At 70.7% G+C, this 17,501-nt stretch carries 17 protein-coding genes and 1 riboswitch; of the genes, 7 read left to right on the top strand and 10 right to left on the bottom strand.

All coding sequences use genetic code 11. From position 1 onward, the window contains the following. Positions 1-197 precede the first annotated feature (197 nt). Positions 198-2,042 (bottom strand): glutamine--fructose-6-phosphate transaminase (isomerizing), encoded by a 1,845-nt coding sequence (gene glmS / locus ACILR4_RS17540; RefSeq protein WP_395702153.1) that lies wholly within the window; start codon positions 2,040-2,042, stop codon positions 198-200. 160 nt (positions 2,043-2,202) lie between these two features. Between glmS and ACILR4_RS17535 the strand changes: the two genes are divergently transcribed. After that, on the top strand, positions 2,203-2,676 hold the full coding sequence (locus tag ACILR4_RS17535; RefSeq protein ID WP_395702152.1) for an Lrp/AsnC family transcriptional regulator: 474 nt from the start codon (positions 2,203-2,205) through the stop codon (positions 2,674-2,676). Between the two features lie 22 nt (positions 2,677-2,698). On the opposite strand, the gene ACILR4_RS17530 is transcribed toward ACILR4_RS17535, so the two are convergent. Genes ACILR4_RS17530 through ACILR4_RS17505 form a run of 6 tightly spaced genes read right to left on the bottom strand, consistent with a single transcriptional unit; the run spans position 2,699 to position 8,218 of the window. Further along, complete coding sequence (locus tag ACILR4_RS17530) at positions 2,699-3,880, bottom strand: class I SAM-dependent rRNA methyltransferase (protein WP_395702151.1); 1,182 nt, start codon at positions 3,878-3,880, stop codon at positions 2,699-2,701. Then, complete coding sequence (locus ACILR4_RS17525) at positions 3,877-4,857, bottom strand: tyrosine recombinase XerC (RefSeq protein ID WP_395702150.1); 981 nt, start codon at positions 4,855-4,857, stop codon at positions 3,877-3,879. Before ACILR4_RS17525 ends, ACILR4_RS17530 begins: the two co-directional genes overlap by 4 nt. Before the next feature lie 2 nt (positions 4,858-4,859). After that, a complete protein-coding gene (locus ACILR4_RS17520) occupies positions 4,860-5,546 on the bottom strand; it encodes a DUF484 family protein (RefSeq protein WP_395702149.1) in 687 nt (228 codons plus the stop codon). Next, a complete protein-coding gene (dapF, locus tag ACILR4_RS17515; RefSeq protein ID WP_395702148.1) occupies positions 5,543-6,397 on the bottom strand; it encodes a diaminopimelate epimerase in 855 nt (284 codons plus the stop codon). The genes ACILR4_RS17520 and dapF overlap by 4 nt, the downstream gene beginning before the upstream one ends. 46 nt (positions 6,398-6,443) lie before the next feature. Next, a complete protein-coding gene (locus ACILR4_RS17510; RefSeq protein WP_395702147.1) occupies positions 6,444-7,331 on the bottom strand; it encodes a lysophospholipid acyltransferase family protein in 888 nt (295 codons plus the stop codon). Next, positions 7,328-8,218, bottom strand: a complete 891-nt coding sequence (locus ACILR4_RS17505) for a lysophospholipid acyltransferase family protein (protein WP_395702146.1) — start codon at positions 8,216-8,218, stop codon at positions 7,328-7,330. Before ACILR4_RS17505 ends, ACILR4_RS17510 begins: the two co-directional genes overlap by 4 nt. A gap of 154 nt (positions 8,219-8,372) precedes the next feature. Between ACILR4_RS17505 and metK the strand changes: the two genes are divergently transcribed. After that, positions 8,373-9,557, top strand: coding sequence for a methionine adenosyltransferase (gene metK / locus ACILR4_RS17500; protein ID WP_395702145.1), 1,185 nt, complete (start codon positions 8,373-8,375; stop codon positions 9,555-9,557). A gap of 46 nt (positions 9,558-9,603) precedes the next feature. Here metK and ACILR4_RS17495 read toward each other — a convergent pair whose 3' ends face one another. Continuing rightward, on the bottom strand, positions 9,604-10,053 hold the full coding sequence (locus ACILR4_RS17495) for a hypothetical protein (RefSeq protein WP_395702144.1): 450 nt from the start codon (positions 10,051-10,053) through the stop codon (positions 9,604-9,606). Between the two features lie 142 nt (positions 10,054-10,195). Here ACILR4_RS17495 and ACILR4_RS17490 point away from each other — a divergent pair, with 142 nt between their 5' ends. Genes ACILR4_RS17490 through ACILR4_RS17480 form a run of 3 tightly spaced genes read left to right on the top strand, consistent with a single transcriptional unit; the run spans position 10,196 to position 12,952 of the window. After that, positions 10,196-11,107: a DUF2167 domain-containing protein gene (locus ACILR4_RS17490; protein ID WP_395702143.1), complete on the top strand. Its 912-nt coding sequence runs from the start codon at positions 10,196-10,198 to the stop codon at positions 11,105-11,107. A gap of 22 nt (positions 11,108-11,129) precedes the next feature. Then, positions 11,130-11,864, top strand: coding sequence for a site-2 protease family protein (locus ACILR4_RS17485; RefSeq protein ID WP_395702142.1), 735 nt, complete (start codon positions 11,130-11,132; stop codon positions 11,862-11,864). After that, the gene (locus ACILR4_RS17480) at positions 11,864-12,952 is read left to right on the top strand and encodes a DNA glycosylase AlkZ-like family protein (RefSeq protein ID WP_395702141.1); all 1,089 of its coding nucleotides are present in this window, start codon (positions 11,864-11,866) and stop codon (positions 12,950-12,952) included. The genes ACILR4_RS17485 and ACILR4_RS17480 overlap by 1 nt, the downstream gene beginning before the upstream one ends. A gap of 1 nt (position 12,953) precedes the next feature. Here ACILR4_RS17480 and ACILR4_RS17475 read toward each other — a convergent pair whose 3' ends face one another. Beyond that, the gene (locus tag ACILR4_RS17475; RefSeq protein WP_395702140.1) at positions 12,954-14,156 is read right to left on the bottom strand and encodes a YbfB/YjiJ family MFS transporter; all 1,203 of its coding nucleotides are present in this window, start codon (positions 14,154-14,156) and stop codon (positions 12,954-12,956) included. Between the two features lie 15 nt (positions 14,157-14,171). Further along, entirely contained in the window at positions 14,172-15,002 is an 831-nt protein-coding gene (locus tag ACILR4_RS17470) for an HAD-IIB family hydrolase (RefSeq protein ID WP_395702139.1), read from the bottom strand. Between the two features lie 61 nt (positions 15,003-15,063). Next, positions 15,064-15,140, top strand: a riboswitch (S-adenosyl-L-homocysteine riboswitch). Positions 15,141-15,221: 81 nt separating this feature from the next. Between ACILR4_RS17470 and ahcY the strand changes: the two genes are divergently transcribed. Together ahcY and metF are read left to right on the top strand one after the other, a co-directional pair. After that, entirely contained in the window at positions 15,222-16,649 is a 1,428-nt protein-coding gene (ahcY, locus tag ACILR4_RS17465; RefSeq protein ID WP_395702138.1) for an adenosylhomocysteinase, read from the top strand. 10 nt (positions 16,650-16,659) lie between these two features. After that, positions 16,660-17,501: methylenetetrahydrofolate reductase [NAD(P)H] (gene metF, locus ACILR4_RS17460; protein ID WP_395702137.1), on the top strand; the 842-nt coding region annotated here is incomplete at its 3' end.

The following is a 17,501-nucleotide window of genomic DNA, read 5'->3' as shown; positions in this document are numbered from 1 at the left end:
GGAGAGAAGGTCTATGTCACGAGGCCCCTACCGCAGGCACTCGCCGCAGTTCAAGCTGCAGTTGTGCAACGACATCCGCGCCGGCACGATCGGCCGCAAGGAGGCGCAGCGCAAGTACGCATTGGCGGCCGACGGACTTTCTTTTCGCCCGACGGACATTATTTCTTGCCGTCAGCCCGACTCCCCCACCGGCCGCGTCATTCAACCGTTACGCTCTTGGCCAGGTTGCGCGGCTTGTCGACGTCCGTGCCCCGTGCGCAGGCGGTGTGATAGGCCAGCAGCTGCAGCGGCACCACGTGCAGGATGGGTGACAGCGGGCCGTAGTGCTCGGGCATGCGGATGACGTGCACGCCGGCGTCGGACTCGATGCGGGTGTCGGCATCGGCGAAGACGAACAGCTCGCCGCCGCGGGCGCGCACTTCCTGCAGGTTGCTCTTCAGCTTCTCGAGCAGCGCGTCGTTGGGCGCCACGGTGACCACCGGCATCGCGGCGGTCACCAGCGCCAGCGGGCCGTGCTTGAGTTCTCCGGCCGGGTAGGCCTCGGCGTGGATGTAGCTGATCTCCTTGAGCTTCAGCGCGCCTTCCAGCGCGACGGGATAGTGCAGGCCGCGGCCGAGGAACAGCGCGTTCTCCTTGCGCGCAAACTGCTCGGCCCAGGCCACCACCTGCGGCTCCAGCGCCAGCACCGCCTGCACCGCGCTGGGCAGGTGGCGCAGCGCCTTCAGGTGCTCGGCCTCCTGTGCGTCGGTGAGGCGGCCGCGGGTCTGCGCCAGTGCCAGCGTCAGCAGGAACAGCGCCACCAGCTGCGTCGTGAAGGCCTTGGTCGAGGCCACGCCGATCTCCACGCCGGCGCGGGTGACGAAGGCATGCACGCATTCGCGCACCATCGCGCTGGTGGCCACGTTGCAGATCGTCAGCGTGTGCGGCATGCCCAGCGAGCGCGCGTGCTTCAGCGCCGCGATGGTGTCGGCGGTCTCGCCACTCTGGCTGATGGTGACGACCAGCGTCTTCGGGTTCGGCACGCTGTCGCGGTAGCGGTATTCGCTGGCGATCTCGACGTTGGTGGGAATGCCGGCAATCGACTCGAGCCAGTACTTGGCCGTACTGCCCGAGTAGTAGCTGGTGCCGCAGGCCAGGATCAGCACCTGCTCCACGTCCTTGAAGGCCTTGAAGGCCTGGTCGCCGAACAGCTCGGGCGAGATGCCGCCCACGCCTTCCAGCGTGTCGGCAATCGCGCGCGGCTGCTCGAAGATTTCCTTCTGCATGTAGTGCCGGTACGGGCCCAGCTCGGCCGCGCCGGAGTGGGCATGCACGGTGCGCACCTCGCGCTGCACCGGCTTGTGCGTGCCGTCGGCCTGGCGCGCGACGATCCAGTGCTTGCCCAGTTGCAGGTCGACGATGTCGCCCTCTTCGAGGTAGGCGATCTGGTCGGTGACACCGGCCAGTGCCATCGCATCGGACGCCAGGAAGGTCTCGCCCTTGCCCACGCCCAGCACCAGTGGCGAGCCTTCACGGGCGCCGACCACGCGCTGCGGCTCGTCGCGGCAGAACACCGCGATGGCATAGGCGCCCTTCAGCCGGCGGGTGGCGCGCTGCACCGCGTCGAACAGGTCGCCGTCGTACAGGTGGTTCACCAGGTGCGCAATGACCTCGGTGTCGGTCTGGCTGGCGAACTTGAAGCCCTTGGCCTGCAGTTCGGCGCGCAGCTCGTCGTGGTTCTCGATGATGCCGTTGTGCACCAGCGCGATCCGGTCCACGCCCTTGGCGCCGGCCGAGAAGTGCGGGTGCGCGTTGTGCACCGCCGGCGCACCGTGCGTGGCCCAGCGGGTGTGGGCGATGCCGGTGCCGGACTGCACCGCTTCCTGCGCCACCTGGGCTTCGAGCTCGGCCACGCGCGCGGTGCTGCGGGTGCGCCGCAGGCCGCCGTCCTGGTGCACCGCGACGCCGCAGCTGTCGTAGCCCCGGTACTCCAGGCGCTTCAGGCCTTCGACCAGGATCGGAACGATGTTGCGGGCGCTGACCGCGCCGACGATGCCACACATCTGGTTTGCCCCTTGGCGTTGAACGATGGGGCGGATGCTAGAGAGGGCCAGAAGAAACAGGCGTGCAAAATTCTCCGGTTTCTGAAATCCAATCGCACGCGAATCGAGTGGTGTCAGATAATTTCATTCGCACGTCATTCATGAAATTCAGATGCCGATGATGGAACTGGATGCCCTGGACCGCCGGCTGCTCGACCTGCTGCAGACGGATGCCTCGCTGTCGAACCAGGCGCTGGCGGAGGCCGCCCATGCGTCGCCGGCCACGACGCTGCGGCGCGTGCGCCGGCTGCTGGACAGCGGCGTCATCGAACGTCAGGTGGCCATCGTCTCGGCGCAGCAGGTGGCCGGGCTGACCGCGCTGGTCGAGGTCTCGCTCGATGCGCAGGGGGCCGAGCACCTGGCGGCCTTCGAGCAGCGCGCGGTGGCCGAGCCGCAGGTGCAGCAGTGCTACCGCGTCTCGCCGGGGCCGGACTTCATGCTGGTGGTGTGGGCGCCGGACATGGCGGGCTACCACGCGCTGGTGCAGCGCCTGTTCACGCAGGACGCCAACGTGCGCAACGTGAAGGCCTTCTTCAGCGTGCACCGCGCGAAGTTCGAGCCGCGCGTGCAGCTGCCAGCGGCGCCCGCCGCGTAGGCGGCCCGCTCGCGCTCAGCGCTCAGTTCGCCACCAGCGCCAGGCCCTTCAGGTACTCGCCCTCGGGGAAGCACAGCGTGGTCGGGTGGTCCGGCGCCGCTTCCAGCCGCTGCAGGATGACCGCGTCGACGCCGGCATCGTGGCCGGCCCCGGCGACGATCTTGTGGAACAGCTCGGCGCCGATGCCGCCCGAGCACGAGAAGGTCAGCAGCAGCCCGCCCGGCGCCAGCAGCTTCAGCCCCAGGCGGTTGATGTCCTTGTAGGCACGCGAGGCGCGTTCGGCATGCGCCGCGCTGGGCGCGAACTTCGGCGGGTCGAGCACGATGGCGTCGAAGCGCCGGCCGTCCTTCAGCGCCTGGCGCAGGAACTGGTTCACGTCCGCGTCGGCGAAGGCCTGCTGCGCCGGATCGAAACCGTTGCGCCGCAGGTTGGCGCGTGCCTGGTCCAGCGCCGGGCCGGAGGAATCGACGCTGGTCACCTCCCGCGCGCCACCGGCCAGCGCCGCAACGCTGAAGCCGCCGGTGTAGCTGTAGCAGTTCAGCACCCGCTCGCAGCCGAACTGGCGCACCAGCTGCGCAAAGCGATGGCGGTTGTCGCGCTGGTCGAGGTAGTAGCCGGTCTTGTGGCCCAGCGCCACGTCCAGGCCCAGCGAGAGGCCGTGCTCGGTGATCGCCAGCTCGGTGCTGCCCTCGCCGCTCAACCAGCCGGTGCGCGGCGGCAGGCCCTCGAGCCCGCGCACGCCAGAATCCGAACGTTCGTACAGGCGCTGCAGCCCGGTGGCCGCCAGCAGCTGGCGCACGATCACGTCGCGCCAGCGCTCGACGCCGGCGGACAGGAACTGCGCGCTCAGCGTGTCGGCGTAGCGGTCGACGATGAGCCCGGGCAGGCCGTCGGCCTCGCCATGGATCAGCCGCACGCCGTCGCTCTGGATGCCCAGGCGCGCACGCAGCGCCACCGCGCGCTGCACGCGGCGGGCGAAGAAGGCTTCGTCGATGCGCTCGGCCTCGTCGAAGCTCCAGGCGCGCACGCGGATCTGCGAGCTCGGGCTGAACGCGGCCCAGGCCAGGAACTGGCCCTCGTGCGATTCGACGCGCACCGTCTCGCCGGCATCGCCGCCGCCCTTGGCGATGCTGCCCTGGAACACCCAGGGATGGCGGCGCAGCAGCGAGCGCTCCTTGCCCTCGCGCAGTTTGATGATCTTCATGTCGGGGTCTTGGCCGGCTTGGCCCGGGCACGCGGGTGGGCCGCGTCGTACACCTTGGCCAGGTGCTGGAAATCGAGCTTGGTATAGACCTGGGTGGTCGCGATGTTGGCGTGGCCCAGCAGCTCCTGCACCGCGCGCAGGTCGCCGCTGGACTGCAGCAGGTGCGACGCGAAGCTGTGCCGCAGCATGTGCGGATGCACCCGCGCCGGCAGCCCGGCCGCGAGCGACAGCGCCTGCAGCCGTGAACGCACCTGGCTGGCCGACAGCCGCGTGCCGCGCTGGCTGACGAACAGCGCCGCCTCGCCGGCCTGCGCCAGCTGGCCGCGGCAGGCCAGCCAGCCGGCCAGCGCCTGCAGCGCCGCGCGGCCCACCGGCACGCTGCGCCGCTTGCTGCCCTTGCCCAGCACATGCGCCGTGGCATCGGCGGCGTCGATCCAGCCGGCCGCCGCCGCACTGGCCTGCAGGTCCAGCCCGACCAGCTCGCCAATGCGCAGGCCGCAGCCGTAGAGCAGCTCGACGATGCAGTGGTCGCGCGCGCGCAGCACCGGCGCGCAGGCGCTGTCGCCGTCCTGCGGCGCGCTGCCGGCACCGGCTTCCATCAGGGCCACGGCCTGGTCGACCGGCAAGGCCTTGGGCAGGCTTTGCGGCGCCTTCGGCGGTTTCAGGCCCTCGACCGGGTTGCCGGCCACCAGGCGCTCGCGGCCCCAGTGGCGGTACAGCCCGCGCCAGGCCGCCAGCGTGATCGCGATGCTGCGCGGCCCCAGGCCGCGTTCGCGCAGGCGGGCGACCCAGCGCCGCAGGTGGTGCGGCTGTGCCGACGGCAAGGCCACACGGTCGGCCGCGGCCTGTGCCTGCAGCGTGGCCAGCGCGTCCGCATACAGCGCCAGCGTGCGCGCGGCCAGCCGCCGCTCGACGCGCAGGTGCTGCAGGAAGGCGGCAATGCCCTCGTCCACCGGCGCGGCGGGGGCGGCCGGCATGCTCAGCCCTGCAGCGGCGGCAGCAGGCGCGCGAGGCCGGCGCTGGCGATCTCGCCGATGCGCTGCAGGAACTCGGTGCCCATCTCGGCGCTGTAGCGCGTGGGATCGGGCGAGCCCAGCACCAGCAGGCCGAAGGCCTCGTCGCGGCCCGGGCGGTACAGCGGGATCAGCGCGATCGACATCACGGTGGCGGTGTCGCCCAGCCAGGCGCTGGCCTCGAAGCCGGAATTCAGCCCGCAGTACGGCAGCACCAGGCTGGAGCTGAAGTTGCGCACGTCCTCGGACACGGCCGCGGCGAACGGCAGCGCCGCGTGGGCCGCGTCCACGCCCCACAGGCGCAGCGCCGCCATCGGCACCAGGAACTCGTGCTTCAGCGTGCTGACCAGCACGTCGGGCAGCGCGCCCGCGCTCGGCGCCAGCAGGATCGAGCGCGTCCAGCGGTGCAGCCGGTCGGCGATGGCCACGTTCTCCTGGCCGTGGCGGATCATCTCCATGATCTTCTGCTCGAGGCCGCGCACCTTCTCGCGCAGCATCTCCATCTGCCGCTCCTGCAGCGAGACGGCACGCTGGCCATGCGGGCTGGTCAGCTGGATCGTCGACAGCAGCTCGGCATGGCGCTCGAAGAAGCCCGGCGTGTTGGCCAGGTAGTTGGCGATGTCGCCCTCGGTAATCGCGCCCTCGAGGCTCATAGTTCAATCTCTCCTTGGTACACGGTCTCGGCCGGGCCGGTCATCAGCACATGGGCGTCGTCGTCGGGCCATTCGATGGTCAGCACGCCGCCGCGGGCCTGCACATCGACGCGCCGGTCTAGCCAGCCCAGCCGGATGCCGGCCACCACCGCGGCGCAGGCGCCGGTGCCGCAGGCCAGCGTCTCGCCGGCACCGCGCTCGAACACGCGCAGCGCGATCTGGCTGCGCGACAGCACCTGCATGAAGCCGGCGTTCACCTTGCGCGGGAAGCGCGGGTGCGCCTCGATGCGCGCGCCCAGCTCGAGCACCGGCGCCTCGCGCACGTCGGCCACGCGCTGCACCGCATGCGGATTGCCCATCGACAGCACCGCCACCTCGACCCGGCGGCCTTCGTCCAGCTCCAGCGGCCAGAGCTCGAAGCCGCCTTCGTGGCGCGGCACCAGGCCGCTCGCATTGAACGGTAGGCGGTCATGCTCGAACATCGGCCGGTTCATGTCCACCGTGACACGGCCATCGTCCTGCAGCTGCAGCTCGAGCAGGTTGTTCACGGTCTCGACGCGGATGCGCTTGCGGTCGGTCAGGCCGTGCTCGTGCACGTAGCGCACGAAGCAGCGCGCGCCGTTGCCGCAGTGCTCGACCTCGTCGCCGGTGTTGTTGAAGATGCGGTAGCGGAAGTCCACGCCTTCGGTGCGGCTGGGCTCGACGATCAGGATCTGGTCGGCGCCGACGCCGAAGCGCCGGTCGCCCAGCCGGCGCAGCTGCTCGGGCTGCAGCTCGATCGGCGTGCGCGTGCCGTCGAGCACGACGAAGTCGTTGCCCGCGCCGTGCATCTTGGTGAAGTGCAGGATCATGGGGCGCGATTATCGTCCGCGCACCTCGGGCCTACCGCGCAACGCGTCAATACAGCGAGGGCTCGCCCGCGGGACGGGTCTTGAAGCGCCGGTGCACCCACAGGTACTGCGCCGGGTTGCGCCGCACCTCGTCGGCGATCCAGCGGTTCATGCGCGCGCTGGCGGCCTCGTCGTCCGCGTCGCCGGGAAAGTCGTCCCACGGCGGCAGGAAGCGCACGCGGTAGCCCTGGCCGCCGGGCAGCAGTTCGGCCAGCACCGGCTGCACCACCATGCCCAGCGAGCGCGCCATGCGCGCCGGCGCCAGCAAGGTGGCCGCCGGCACGCCGAAGAAGGGCACGAAGGCCGCGTCCTTGGTGCCGAAGTCCATGTCCGGCAGGTTGAAGAACACATGGCCCCGCTTGACCGCACGCACCAGCGGCAGCGCCGTCTCATGGCGCGAGAACACCTGGCCCTGGTTGTAGCGCAGCCGGCCCTTGCGGATCGCCGCGTCGAACACCGGATTGCTCTGCGCCTGGTAGATCGACGCCACCTGCTTGCGCTGGAACAGCTGTGTCGACGCCCCCGCGACGTCCAGCGCCACGAAGTGCGGCACCAGCCACATCACCGGCCTGTCGCTGCGCTCGGCCAGGCCGATGTCGCCCTCGACATGAATCAGCCGCTTCAGGCGCTCGGCCGGCGCCCACCACAGCAGCCCGCGCTCGAGCAGGCTGCGGCCCAGCCACTGGAAATGCTCGCGCACCAGCGCCTCGCGGGCCTGGGCATCGAGCTCCGGCAGGCACAGCTCGACGTTGCGCAGCGCCACCCGGCGGCGCGAGCCGGCCAGCGCGAAGAGCAGCCGGCCGATGCCACGGCCCACGGCCGCCTGCGCGCCCAGCGGCAGCCAGTGCACCAGCCACAACACGCCCAGCAGCAACCGGGCCAGCAGGTTCTTCATGCGGGGGCCTGCTCCATGCCCGCGGCATCGGCGCGGCGCGGCTGCTTGTAGCGGTGATAGCCCCACAGGTACTGGCCAGGCGCCTCGCGGATCAGCCGCTCCATGTCCTGGTTGATCGCGGTGGCGCAGGCCAGCTGCAGCGCGTCGCCGTCGGCGGCCTCGGCCGGCAAGGGCTGCGGTGCGCGCACGTGCATCACGTAGCCGGCCCCGCGCGGCAGGCGCTCGGCCCACACCATCAGCAGGGCGGCACCGGTCTGCTGCACCAGGCGCGCGGCCAGCGTCATCGTGTACGCGGGCTGGCCGAAGAACGGCGCCCACACGCCCATGCCTTCGGGCGGCACCTGGTCGGGCAGCAGGCCCACCGATTCACCGCGGCGCAGCGCGCGGATCATCTGCCGCACGCCGCTCAGCGCTGCCGGCACGGTGTCCAGCCCGGGGCGGCGGCGCGCGCGTTCCTCGATGTCGCGCAGCCAGGCCTGGCGCGCCGGGCGGTACATCACGGTCAGTTTCATGCGCTGGCTGTAGCGCTCGATGGTGGCCTGCGCCGTCACCTCCCAGCAGCCCAGGTGCGGGGTGAGCAACACCAGGCCGCGACCGGCATCCAGCGCCGCGTCGATCAGCGCCGCATCGCTGCCCCAGCGCACCAGGGCCCCCAGCAGCTGGTCCTGCGGGCGCAGCCACAGCCGCGGCAGCTCGGCCACCATGCGGCCGCCTTCGGCGATCGCGCGGCGGCGCTGCGCGGCGCTCAGCCCGGCCCGGTCGGCGTTGGCGCGCAGGCGCCGGCGATAGCTGGCCGAACTCAGGTACACCAGCCAGCCCAGCAAGGCGCCCCAAGCGTGAAGAGTTGCCAGGGAACGCCGGGCGAGCCATCGCATCAGGGTCAACATGCGCTTCGTATAATTCGGGCGTCGCCGAGTTAAAGGACAACTTGCGGGGCGATACGCGGAATCTCCTTCCGCCCAAATACCGCTAAAGCGTTCGCCGCATACACCCCCACAGGAACCGGCGAGCGGGTTTCAATTGGCTCAGGAGTGTATTGAAGTGGCGAACGACTTTCTCTTCACCTCGGAATCGGTCTCCGAAGGTCACCCCGACAAGGTGGCCGACCAGATCTCGGACGCGATCCTCGACGCGATCTACACGCAGGACCCGCGCAGCCGCGTGGCCGCCGAGACGCTGTGCAACACCGGCCTGGTGGTGCTGGCCGGCGAGATCACGACCAACGCGCATGTCGACTACATCCAGGTCGCGCGCGACACCATCAAGCGCATCGGCTACGACAACACCGAGTACGGCATCGACTACAAGGGCTGCGCGGTGCTGGTGGCCTACGACAAGCAGAGCAACGACATCGCCCAGGGCGTCGACCACGCCAGCGACGACCACCTGAACACCGGTGCCGGCGACCAGGGCCTGATGTTCGGCTACGCCTGCGACGAGACGCCCGAGCTGATGCCCGCGCCGATCTATTACGCGCACCGCCTGGTCGAGCGCCAGGCCCAGCTGCGCAAGGACGGCCGGCTGCCCTTCCTGCGGCCGGACGCCAAGAGCCAGGTGACGATGCGCTACGTCGACGGCAAGCCGCACTCGATCGACACCGTGGTGCTCAGCAGCCAGCACGCGCCGGAGATGAGCCTGGGCGACAAGATGAAGCCCGAGTTCTACGAGGCGGTGATCGAGGAGATCATCAAGCCGGTGCTGCCCAAGGAGTGGCTGAAGGACACGCGCTACCTGGTGAACCCGACCGGCCGCTTCGTCATCGGCGGCCCGCAGGGCGACTGCGGCCTCACCGGCCGCAAGATCATCGTCGACACCTACGGCGGCGCCTGCCCGCACGGCGGTGGCGCGTTCTCGGGCAAGGACCCGACCAAGGTCGACCGCTCGGCCGCGTATGCCGCGCGTTATGTCGCGAAGAACATCGTCGCCGCCGGCCTGGCGCGCCAGTGCCAGATCCAGGTGGCCTATGCCATCGGCGTGGCCAAGCCGATGAACGTGACGGTCTACACCGAAGGCACCGGCGTGCTGCCGGACGACAAGATCGCCGCCATCGTCAACGAGGTGTTCGACCTGCGCCCGAAGGGCATCATCCAGATGCTCGACCTGCTGCGCCCGATCTACCAGAAGACCGCCGCCTACGGCCACTTCGGCCGCGAGGAACCCGAGTTCAGCTGGGAAGCGCGCGACAAGGTCGCCGTGCTGCGCGACCTGGCAGGCCTGAAGGGCTGAAGTCTGCGCACGGCAACCGGGCCGCGCGGCCCGGCTGCCAAACCGCTCACTGTGCCCGGTCGACCTGCACCGTGGCGCGGTACTGGTCCAGCGGCACCTGCACGCCGCTGCGCGGTGCCGGCTCCAGGCCCTGCAGCGACAGCCGATAGCCGCGATAGGACGCGTCCCCCGGCAGCTTCATCTCGGCCGGCGCGGGCGTGCCGATCTGCACCGTCTCGGCCGGCTGGCCGGCCTGCGTCACCTGCACCGTGGCCACCGCCTGGCCCGCCCAGACGCACATCACATCGATCGGGCAGCGGGTGTCGGTCACCGCGGTCAGCTGCAGGCTCAGCGATTCCGGCGCGATCACCGTCGCCTGGCCGCTGCGCAGCGTGACGGTGTAGCTGGCCTTGGCCACGCCGCTCATCGGGCCGCCGGCATCGCTGCCGCCGCCGCCGCAGGCGCTCACCAGCCAGGCAGCGGCCAGCGCCGCGGAAGAGATCATCAGGCTTCGCATCGGGTCTCCCCTGTCGTTGGTTGTCCGAAACCGCGATGCTAGAACGCTTGTGTTTCAAAGCCGGCGCCCATGCGACGAACCGCGGCATCGGCCGACCGGCGGCTGACACAATGACCGGACCACAACACCAGGGAGGTTTGTCATGCGTCTTGCTTCATCCTGGCCCAGCGCACTGCTCACGCTGGCCTTGATCGCCGTTGGCGCCCGCGCCGCCGATGCGCCACAACCGGCGCCCAGCCCCGAAGAGCGTGCCCGCAGCGCCTTCGCCGAAGCCCAGAAGGCCGCGCGCCCCGGCCCGGCCGACATCGAGCTGAACGGCCAGGCCGTGCTGCACCTGCCCGCGGGCCATCAGTGGATTCCGCAACCGCAGGCCACCGCGCTGCTGCACGCGATGGGCAACCCGGGCCAGGACCCGCGGCTGCAAGGCCTGGTGTTCCCGACCAACGGCCAGCAATGGTTCATGCCGGTGCGCTTCGAGGCCGCCGGCTATGTGAAGGACGACGATGCCCGCGACTGGAAGGCCGACGAGCTGTTGAAGACCTACCGCGAAGGCACCGAGGCCGCGAATGCCGAACGCGCGAAGCTTGGCGCCACGCCGATCGAGGTGACCGGCTGGGCCGAAGCGCCGGCCTACGATGCAAGCGCCCACCGCCTGGTGTGGGCGATGGCCTCGCGCGAGAAGAACGCGCCGGCCGGCGCCGAGCAGGGCGTCAACTACAACACCTATGCGCTGGGCCGGGAAGGCTACTTCTCGCTGAACCTGGTCACCGGCCTGGACCAGCTGCCGCAGCACAAGCCGGCCGCCCAGGCCATGCTGGCGGCGCTGGACTACAAGCCCGGCAAGCGCTACGCCGATTTCGATGCCAAGACCGACCATGTGGCCGAATACGGACTGGCCGCGCTGGTGGTCGGCGTGGCCGCCAAGAAGCTCGGGCTGATCGCATTGGCCGGCGTCTTCTTCGCCAAGTTCGCGAAACTGATCCTGATCGGCCTGGCCCTGGTCGGCGGCGCGGCCGCCAAGCTGTTCAAGCGCAGGCCTGCCACCGGCACCTGACCACGAAGCACTGCACGACGCCATGCTGAAACTGCTCGCCCTGCTGCTGTCCGGCGCCAAGTTCGGCAAGCTGCTGGCCAGCGGCGGCTCGATGCTGCTGTCGCTGGCGGTCTACGCCTGGCTTTACGGCTGGCGCTATGCCGCCGGCTTCATCGCGCTGCTGTTCGTGCACGAGGCCGGCCACTACATCGCCGCGCGCAAGCGCGGGCTCGACGTCGGGCTGCCGACCTTCATTCCCTTCCTCGGCGCCTGGATCGAGCTGAAGGAGCGGCCGCACGACGCCGAGACCGAAGCCTTCGTCGGCCTCGGCGGTCCGCTGCTGGGCAGCGTCGGCGCGCTGGTGTGCTTCGTCTTCGCCCGCAACTGGCAGGCCGACTGGCTGCTGGCCGTGGCCTACGCCGGCTTCATGTTGAACCTGTTCAACCTGATCCCGCTGTCGCCGCTGGACGGTGGCCGCATCACGGCGGTGTTGTCGCCGCGCATCTGGCTGCTCGGCGTGCCGATCCTGGTGGCGCTGTTCTTCTACCGACCCAGCCCGATGCTGCTGATCATCGCGCTGCTGGCCGCACCGCAGGTCTTGCAGGCCCTGCGCTTCCGCGCCGACAGCCCCGAGGCACAGACCTACTACGCGGTGCCCACCGCGAAGAAGTGGGAATACGGCCTGACCTACCTGCTGCTGGCCGCCTTCCTGGCACTGATGAGCCACGACACGCACGAGATGCTGACGACCTTGCGCCGCCACGGCTGGGGTGGCTGATGGTCGCACGGCCGCTCACATTGGACGCTTTGCGCCGCTATGCGGTGGCGCGCACGCTGTTCACGCCGACCACGCTGCCGAAGGCGATCGAGCGGCTCGGCTTCGTGCAGGCCGACCCCATCCGCGCGCCGGCGCGTGCGCAGGACCTGACGCTGCGCCACCGTGTCGTGGACTACCGCGCCGGCGAGCTCGAGCGCCGCTACCCGCGGCTGACGATCGAGGAGGATTTCTTCGTCAACTACGGCTTCCTGCCGCGTCGCACGCAGGCGCTGATGCACCCGCGCGTGCCGCCGCAGCCGTGGTCCGCGCAGCGCCAGCGCCAGGCCGCCGAGGTGCTGGCCTTCGTGCGCGAGCACGGCCGCGTGCACCCGCGCGAGGTCGACGCGCACTTCGCGCACGGCAAGGTGCGCAACTGGTTCGGTGGCTCGGGCAATGCCAGCACGCAGCTGCTCGATGCCATGCACTACCGCGGCCTGCTGCGCATTGCCGGGCGCGAAGGCGGCGTGCGGCTGTATGCGCCGCGCGAGCAGACCGCCTGCCCGCACACGCCCGAGCAGGCGCTGGACGCGCTGATCGAGGTGATCGTGCGCCAGTACGCGCCGCTGCCCTCGGCCTCGCTCGGCCAGCTGGTGGGCCTGCTGCGCGGCGGTGTGCCGCAATGGCCGGCGCAGCGCACGGCAGCACTGAAGCGGGCGCGCGAGCGCCTGCCCCGCGTGCGCATCGACGGCGTCGACTGGCTGTGGCCCGAGGACGACCAGCCCGGCTCGGCGCGCCATGCGCCGGACGACGCGGTGCGGCTGCTGGCGCCCTTCGACCCCATCGTCTGGGACCGCCGCCGCTTCGAGCTGCTGTGGGGCTGGACCTACCGCTTCGAGGCCTACACGCCGGCACCGAAGCGCGTGCGCGGCTACTACGCGCTGCCGCTGCTGTGGCGCGACCAGGTCATCGGCTGGGCCAATCTCTCGCAGCGCGAAGGTTCGCTGCAGGCCGAGTTCGGCCATGCCAGCGGCCGCGCGCCGCGCGACGCAGCGTTCCGTCGCGCACTCGACGACGAGCTGCAGCGCATGGCCGTGTTCCTCGGCGCCTAGCTCACGAACGCAGCGGCCGCTGCAGCCAGGCCAGCAGCGACCCCAGCAGCAGCGCGGCGGCGCTGATCGCCAGGCCGCGCGCCAGCCCGCCGGCGCCATCGGCCACCCGGCCGACCAGGCTGGGCCCGACGATCTGGCCCGCGGCGAACACGATCGTGAAGGCCGAGATGCCCAGGCTCCAGGCCGCCGGCGGCAGGTTGTGCCGCACCAGCGCGGTGGTCGAGGCCACCACCGACAGGAACACCGCGCCGAACAGCGCGCCCGAGGCGAACACCAGCAGCGGCTGCGCGCTCAGCACCGGCAGCACGGTGGCCAGCGCCAGCAGCGCGTTCAGCAGCGCCATCGGACCGCCGCCGCGAAAGCGCTGCAGCAGCCCGGCCCACAGCCACGACGAGGCGATGACGCCCGCGCCGAGCAGCGCATAGAACGCGGTGATCGCGCCGCCGCCCAGGCCCTGCTCGCGCAGCAGCGTGACGATGAAGGTCATGTAGCCGATGTAGCCCAGGCCGAACAGGCAGTAGCCCGCCAGCCCCCAGCCCAGTGCGCGGGCCAAGGCAGGCCAGCGCCACGGCAGGCTGCCGCCGGGTGCGCCCGCTGCGCCCGCGGCCGCCGGCACGACAACGGACACGCCCCACAGCGCCGTCAAGGCCGTGCAAGCCGCGGCCGCCAGCGCCAGCGCCAGCCAGGCCGCCGGCCAGCGCGCGGCGCCGGCGGCCAGCACCGCCGGCACCAGCAGCGCCGACAGCACGATGCCCAGCCCGGTGCCGCCGTAGTAGATGCCTAGCACCAATCCAGAGCGGCCAGCGGCCGCCGGCAGGGCCGCCAGCCGCGCCGCCAGCACGCCACCGCCGACGAAGCTGGCCGCGCTGGCCACGCCCAGCGCGAAGCGCAGGGCCAGCAGCGCGGCGTCATCGCGCAGCAGCGCGTGCGCGGCCAGGCCCAGCGCGGCGCCGGCACCGCCGGCCAGCATCAGGCGCCGCGCGTCGTGCCGGGCCAGCCAGCGCGGCATCAGCAGCGCACCCAGCAGGTAGCCGGCGGCGTTGACGGTGTTCATCGCGCCGGCGGTGAAGTAGCGCCAGCCCAGGTCGGCGCGCATCGGCGGCAGCAGCAGCGCATAGGCAAAGCGCGCCAGCCCCAGCGAGACGGCCGCGGCCAGCGCCAGCGCCAGGGCCTGGCGCAGCACGGCGGCACGGCTGTCGACCATGCGCTCGCGCCCGCCTCAGCCCCGCGCCACCAGCAGCGCCGCGGCCAGCTCGGCGAAGCCTGCGCCGCGCTCGCCGCGGCACAGCCAGGCCGGCCAGGCCTTCAGCTGCGGCACGAAGCGCGCGATGTTGGCCACGCCCACCGTCAGCGGCATGCGCTCGAACATCAGCTGGTCGTTGGTGGAGTCGCCGATGAAGGCCCAGCCCGCCGGATCGAAGGCCTGGCCCAGCACCGCCTGCACCGCCCAGTTCGCCGCGGTCCATTTGCTGTGGTCGCCGATCCAGCCGTTGACGTGGATCGAGCTCACCGTCGCGGTCAGGCCATGGCGGCGCATCACCGCGACGACCTGCGCGATCGCCGCCGCATCGAGGTGCCGGTGCTCGCTGTGGTCGATGGCGATGTCGGTCAGCCGGCCCGGGCTGTCTTCGGCCAGGGTCGCGGCCGGCACCTCGGCCAGCACGGCCCGGGCGCAGGCCTGCAGCCGGGCGAACTGGGCCGCGCGGGTGGCCTCGTCGGTGGTGAACAGGCGCTGCAAGCCGCCATCGGCACCGCGCCGCAGCAGCACGCCGCCGTTCTCGGCCACGATCGCGCGCACCGGCCACTGCAGCGCGAAGGGCTCGCTCCAGCCGGCCGGCCGGCCAGTGATGGCGATCACCGGCAGGCCGGCCGCGGCCAGCGCCTGCAGCGCGTCCAGGGCCGCGGGCTCGATGGCGCCGTCGCGCGTCAGGGTGTCGTCGATGTCGGTCAGCACGCCGCGGATGCCGCGCAGCGCCGCGGCCGGCAGCGCGGCCAGCGGGCGCAGGCGGTCGGCGGGAACGCCCGCGGGCGTGACAGGTTCGGCAGACATCACGGCAGTCTCCCACAGCGCCTGCCCCCAAGCCGCGGCCGAATGGCTAGAATCCTGCCCACTTTCCGAGGAGCGTTGCAACCCCATCCTCCAGGGGCCAGGCTCGGAACAGATTCTCTGCAACGGCGCTCACCTGCACGATGGTTGTCGTGGGTGAGCTTCAAACCCCCTCCCATTCCGCCCATCGGTGCAGGCATTCCCAACGCCTGGAGCACGACCATGAACGCCATCCTGAAACCCGCCGTCGACCACGCCATTGCCGATATCAGCCTCGCCGCCTGGGGCCGCAAGGAAATCACCATCGCCGAGAGCGAGATGCCCGCGCTGATGGCCATCCGCGCCGAGTACGCGAACGCCCAGCCGCTGAAGGGCGCGCGCGTCACTGGCAGCCTGCACATGACGATCCAGACCGCCGTGCTGGTGGAAACGCTGCAGGCGCTGGGCGCCGAGGTGCGCTGGGCCTCGTGCAACATCTTCAGCACGCAGGACCATGCCGCCGCCGCGCTGGTGGACGCCGGCACGCCGGTGTTCGCCTACAAGGGCGAATCGCTGAAGGACTACTGGGACTACACCCACCGCATCTTCGACTTCGGCCCGGCCGGCAGCCCGACCGAAGGCCCGAACATGATCCTGGACGACGGCGGTGACGCCACGCTGCTGATGCACCTGGGCAAGCGCGCCGAGAAGGACGCCTCGGTCATTGCCAACCCCGGCAGCGAGGAAGAGCGCGAGCTGTTCGCCGCGATCAAGGCCAAGCTGGCGGTGGACCCCAGCTGGTACAGCCGCAAGAGCGCCCACATCATCGGCGTGACCGAGGAAACCACCACCGGCGTGCACCGCCTGAAGGAAATGAGCGCCAAGGGCACGCTGATGTTCCGCGCCATCAACGTCAACGACTCGGTGACCAAGAGCAAGTTCGACAACCTCTACGGCTGCCGCGAGAGCCTGGTCGACGGCATCAAGCGCGCCACCGACGTGATGATCGCCGGCAAGATCGCCGTGGTCTGCGGCTATGGCGACGTGGGCAAGGGCTCGGCGCAGGCGCTGCGCGCGCTGTCGGCCCAGGTGTGGGTGACCGAGATCGACCCGATCAACGCGCTGCAGGCCTGCATGGAAGGCTACCGCGTCGTGACGATGGACTGGGCCGCCGACAAGGCCGACATCTTCGTCACCACCACCGGCAACAAGCGCGTCATCACGCACGACCACATGAAGGCGATGAAGCACAACGCCATCGTCTGCAACATCGGCCACTTCGACAACGAGATCGACATCGCCGCGCTCGAGCACTACACCTGGGAAGAGATCAAGCCGCAGGTCGACCACGTGATCTTCCCGGACGGCAAGCGCATCATCATGCTGGCCAAGGGCCGGCTGGTGAACCTGGGCTGCGGCACCGGCCACCCGAGCTACGTGATGAGCTCCTCGTTCGCCAACCAGACCATCGCGCAGATCGAGCTGTTCACGCACAGCGATTTCTACGAGGTCGGCAAGGTCTACGTGCTGCCCAAGCACCTGGACGAGAAGGTCGCGCGCCTGCAGCTGAAGACGCTGAATGCGCAACTCACCGAGCTGACCGACGAGCAGGCCGCCTACATCGGCGTGCCCAAGGAAGGGCCGTACAAGCCCGACTCGTACCGCTACTGATCGCACGGCCATGGCAAGCGCACACGACTTGCCGGTCAGCGTCGAGTTCTTCCCCCCGAACACCCCCGTCGGCAGCGAGAAGCTGAAGACGGTGGTGCAGGAACTCGCCGCGATCCGGCCCGAGTACTTCAGCGTCACCTACGGTGCCGGCGGCTCCACGCGCGAGAAGACGCTGGCCACCGTGCGCGACATCGCCGCGGCCGGCTTCGAGGCCGCGCCGCACCTCTCGTGCGTGGGCTCCACGCGCGCGGGCATCGCCGAGATCCTGGCCACCTACCGGGCCCAGGGCATCCGCCGCATCGTCGCGCTGCGCGGCGACCTGCCCAGCGGCATGGCGGTGGCCGGCGAGTTCCGCTATGCCAGCGAGCTGATCCGCTTCATCCGCGAGACGCAGGGCCCCGACTGGACCATCGAGGTCGCCGCCTATCCCGAGTACCACCCCGAGCAGCGCTACGCGCGGCGCGACCTGCAGCACTTCGCCGACAAGGTCCAGGCCGGCGCCAACAGCGCGATCACGCAGTTCTTCTTCAACCCCGACGCCTACTTCCACTTCGTCGACGAGGTGCGGGCGCTGGGCGTGAACGTGCCGATCGTGCCGGGCATCATGCCCTTCCACAACTACGCCAAGGTGGCGCAGTTCGCACAGCGCGACGGCATCGACATCCCGCGCTGGGTGGCGATGAAGATGGAAGGCTTCATGGACGACGCCGCGTCGATCCGCGCCTTCGGGCTCGATGTGGTGACGCGGCTGTGCGAACGCCTGATCGCCGGCGGCGCGCCGGGCATCCACTTCTACGCGCTGAACCAGTCGGGGCTGACGCTGGAGATCTGCAGGCGCCTGGGGCGGATGGG

Origin of the sequence: Aquabacterium sp. (assembly GCF_044226965.1) — a bacterium.
Classification (GTDB): domain Bacteria; phylum Pseudomonadota; class Gammaproteobacteria; order Burkholderiales; family Burkholderiaceae_C; genus Pseudaquabacterium.
Note: the sequence above shows the minus strand (reverse complement) of the source record. Positions and strands in the feature narration are given on the sequence as shown.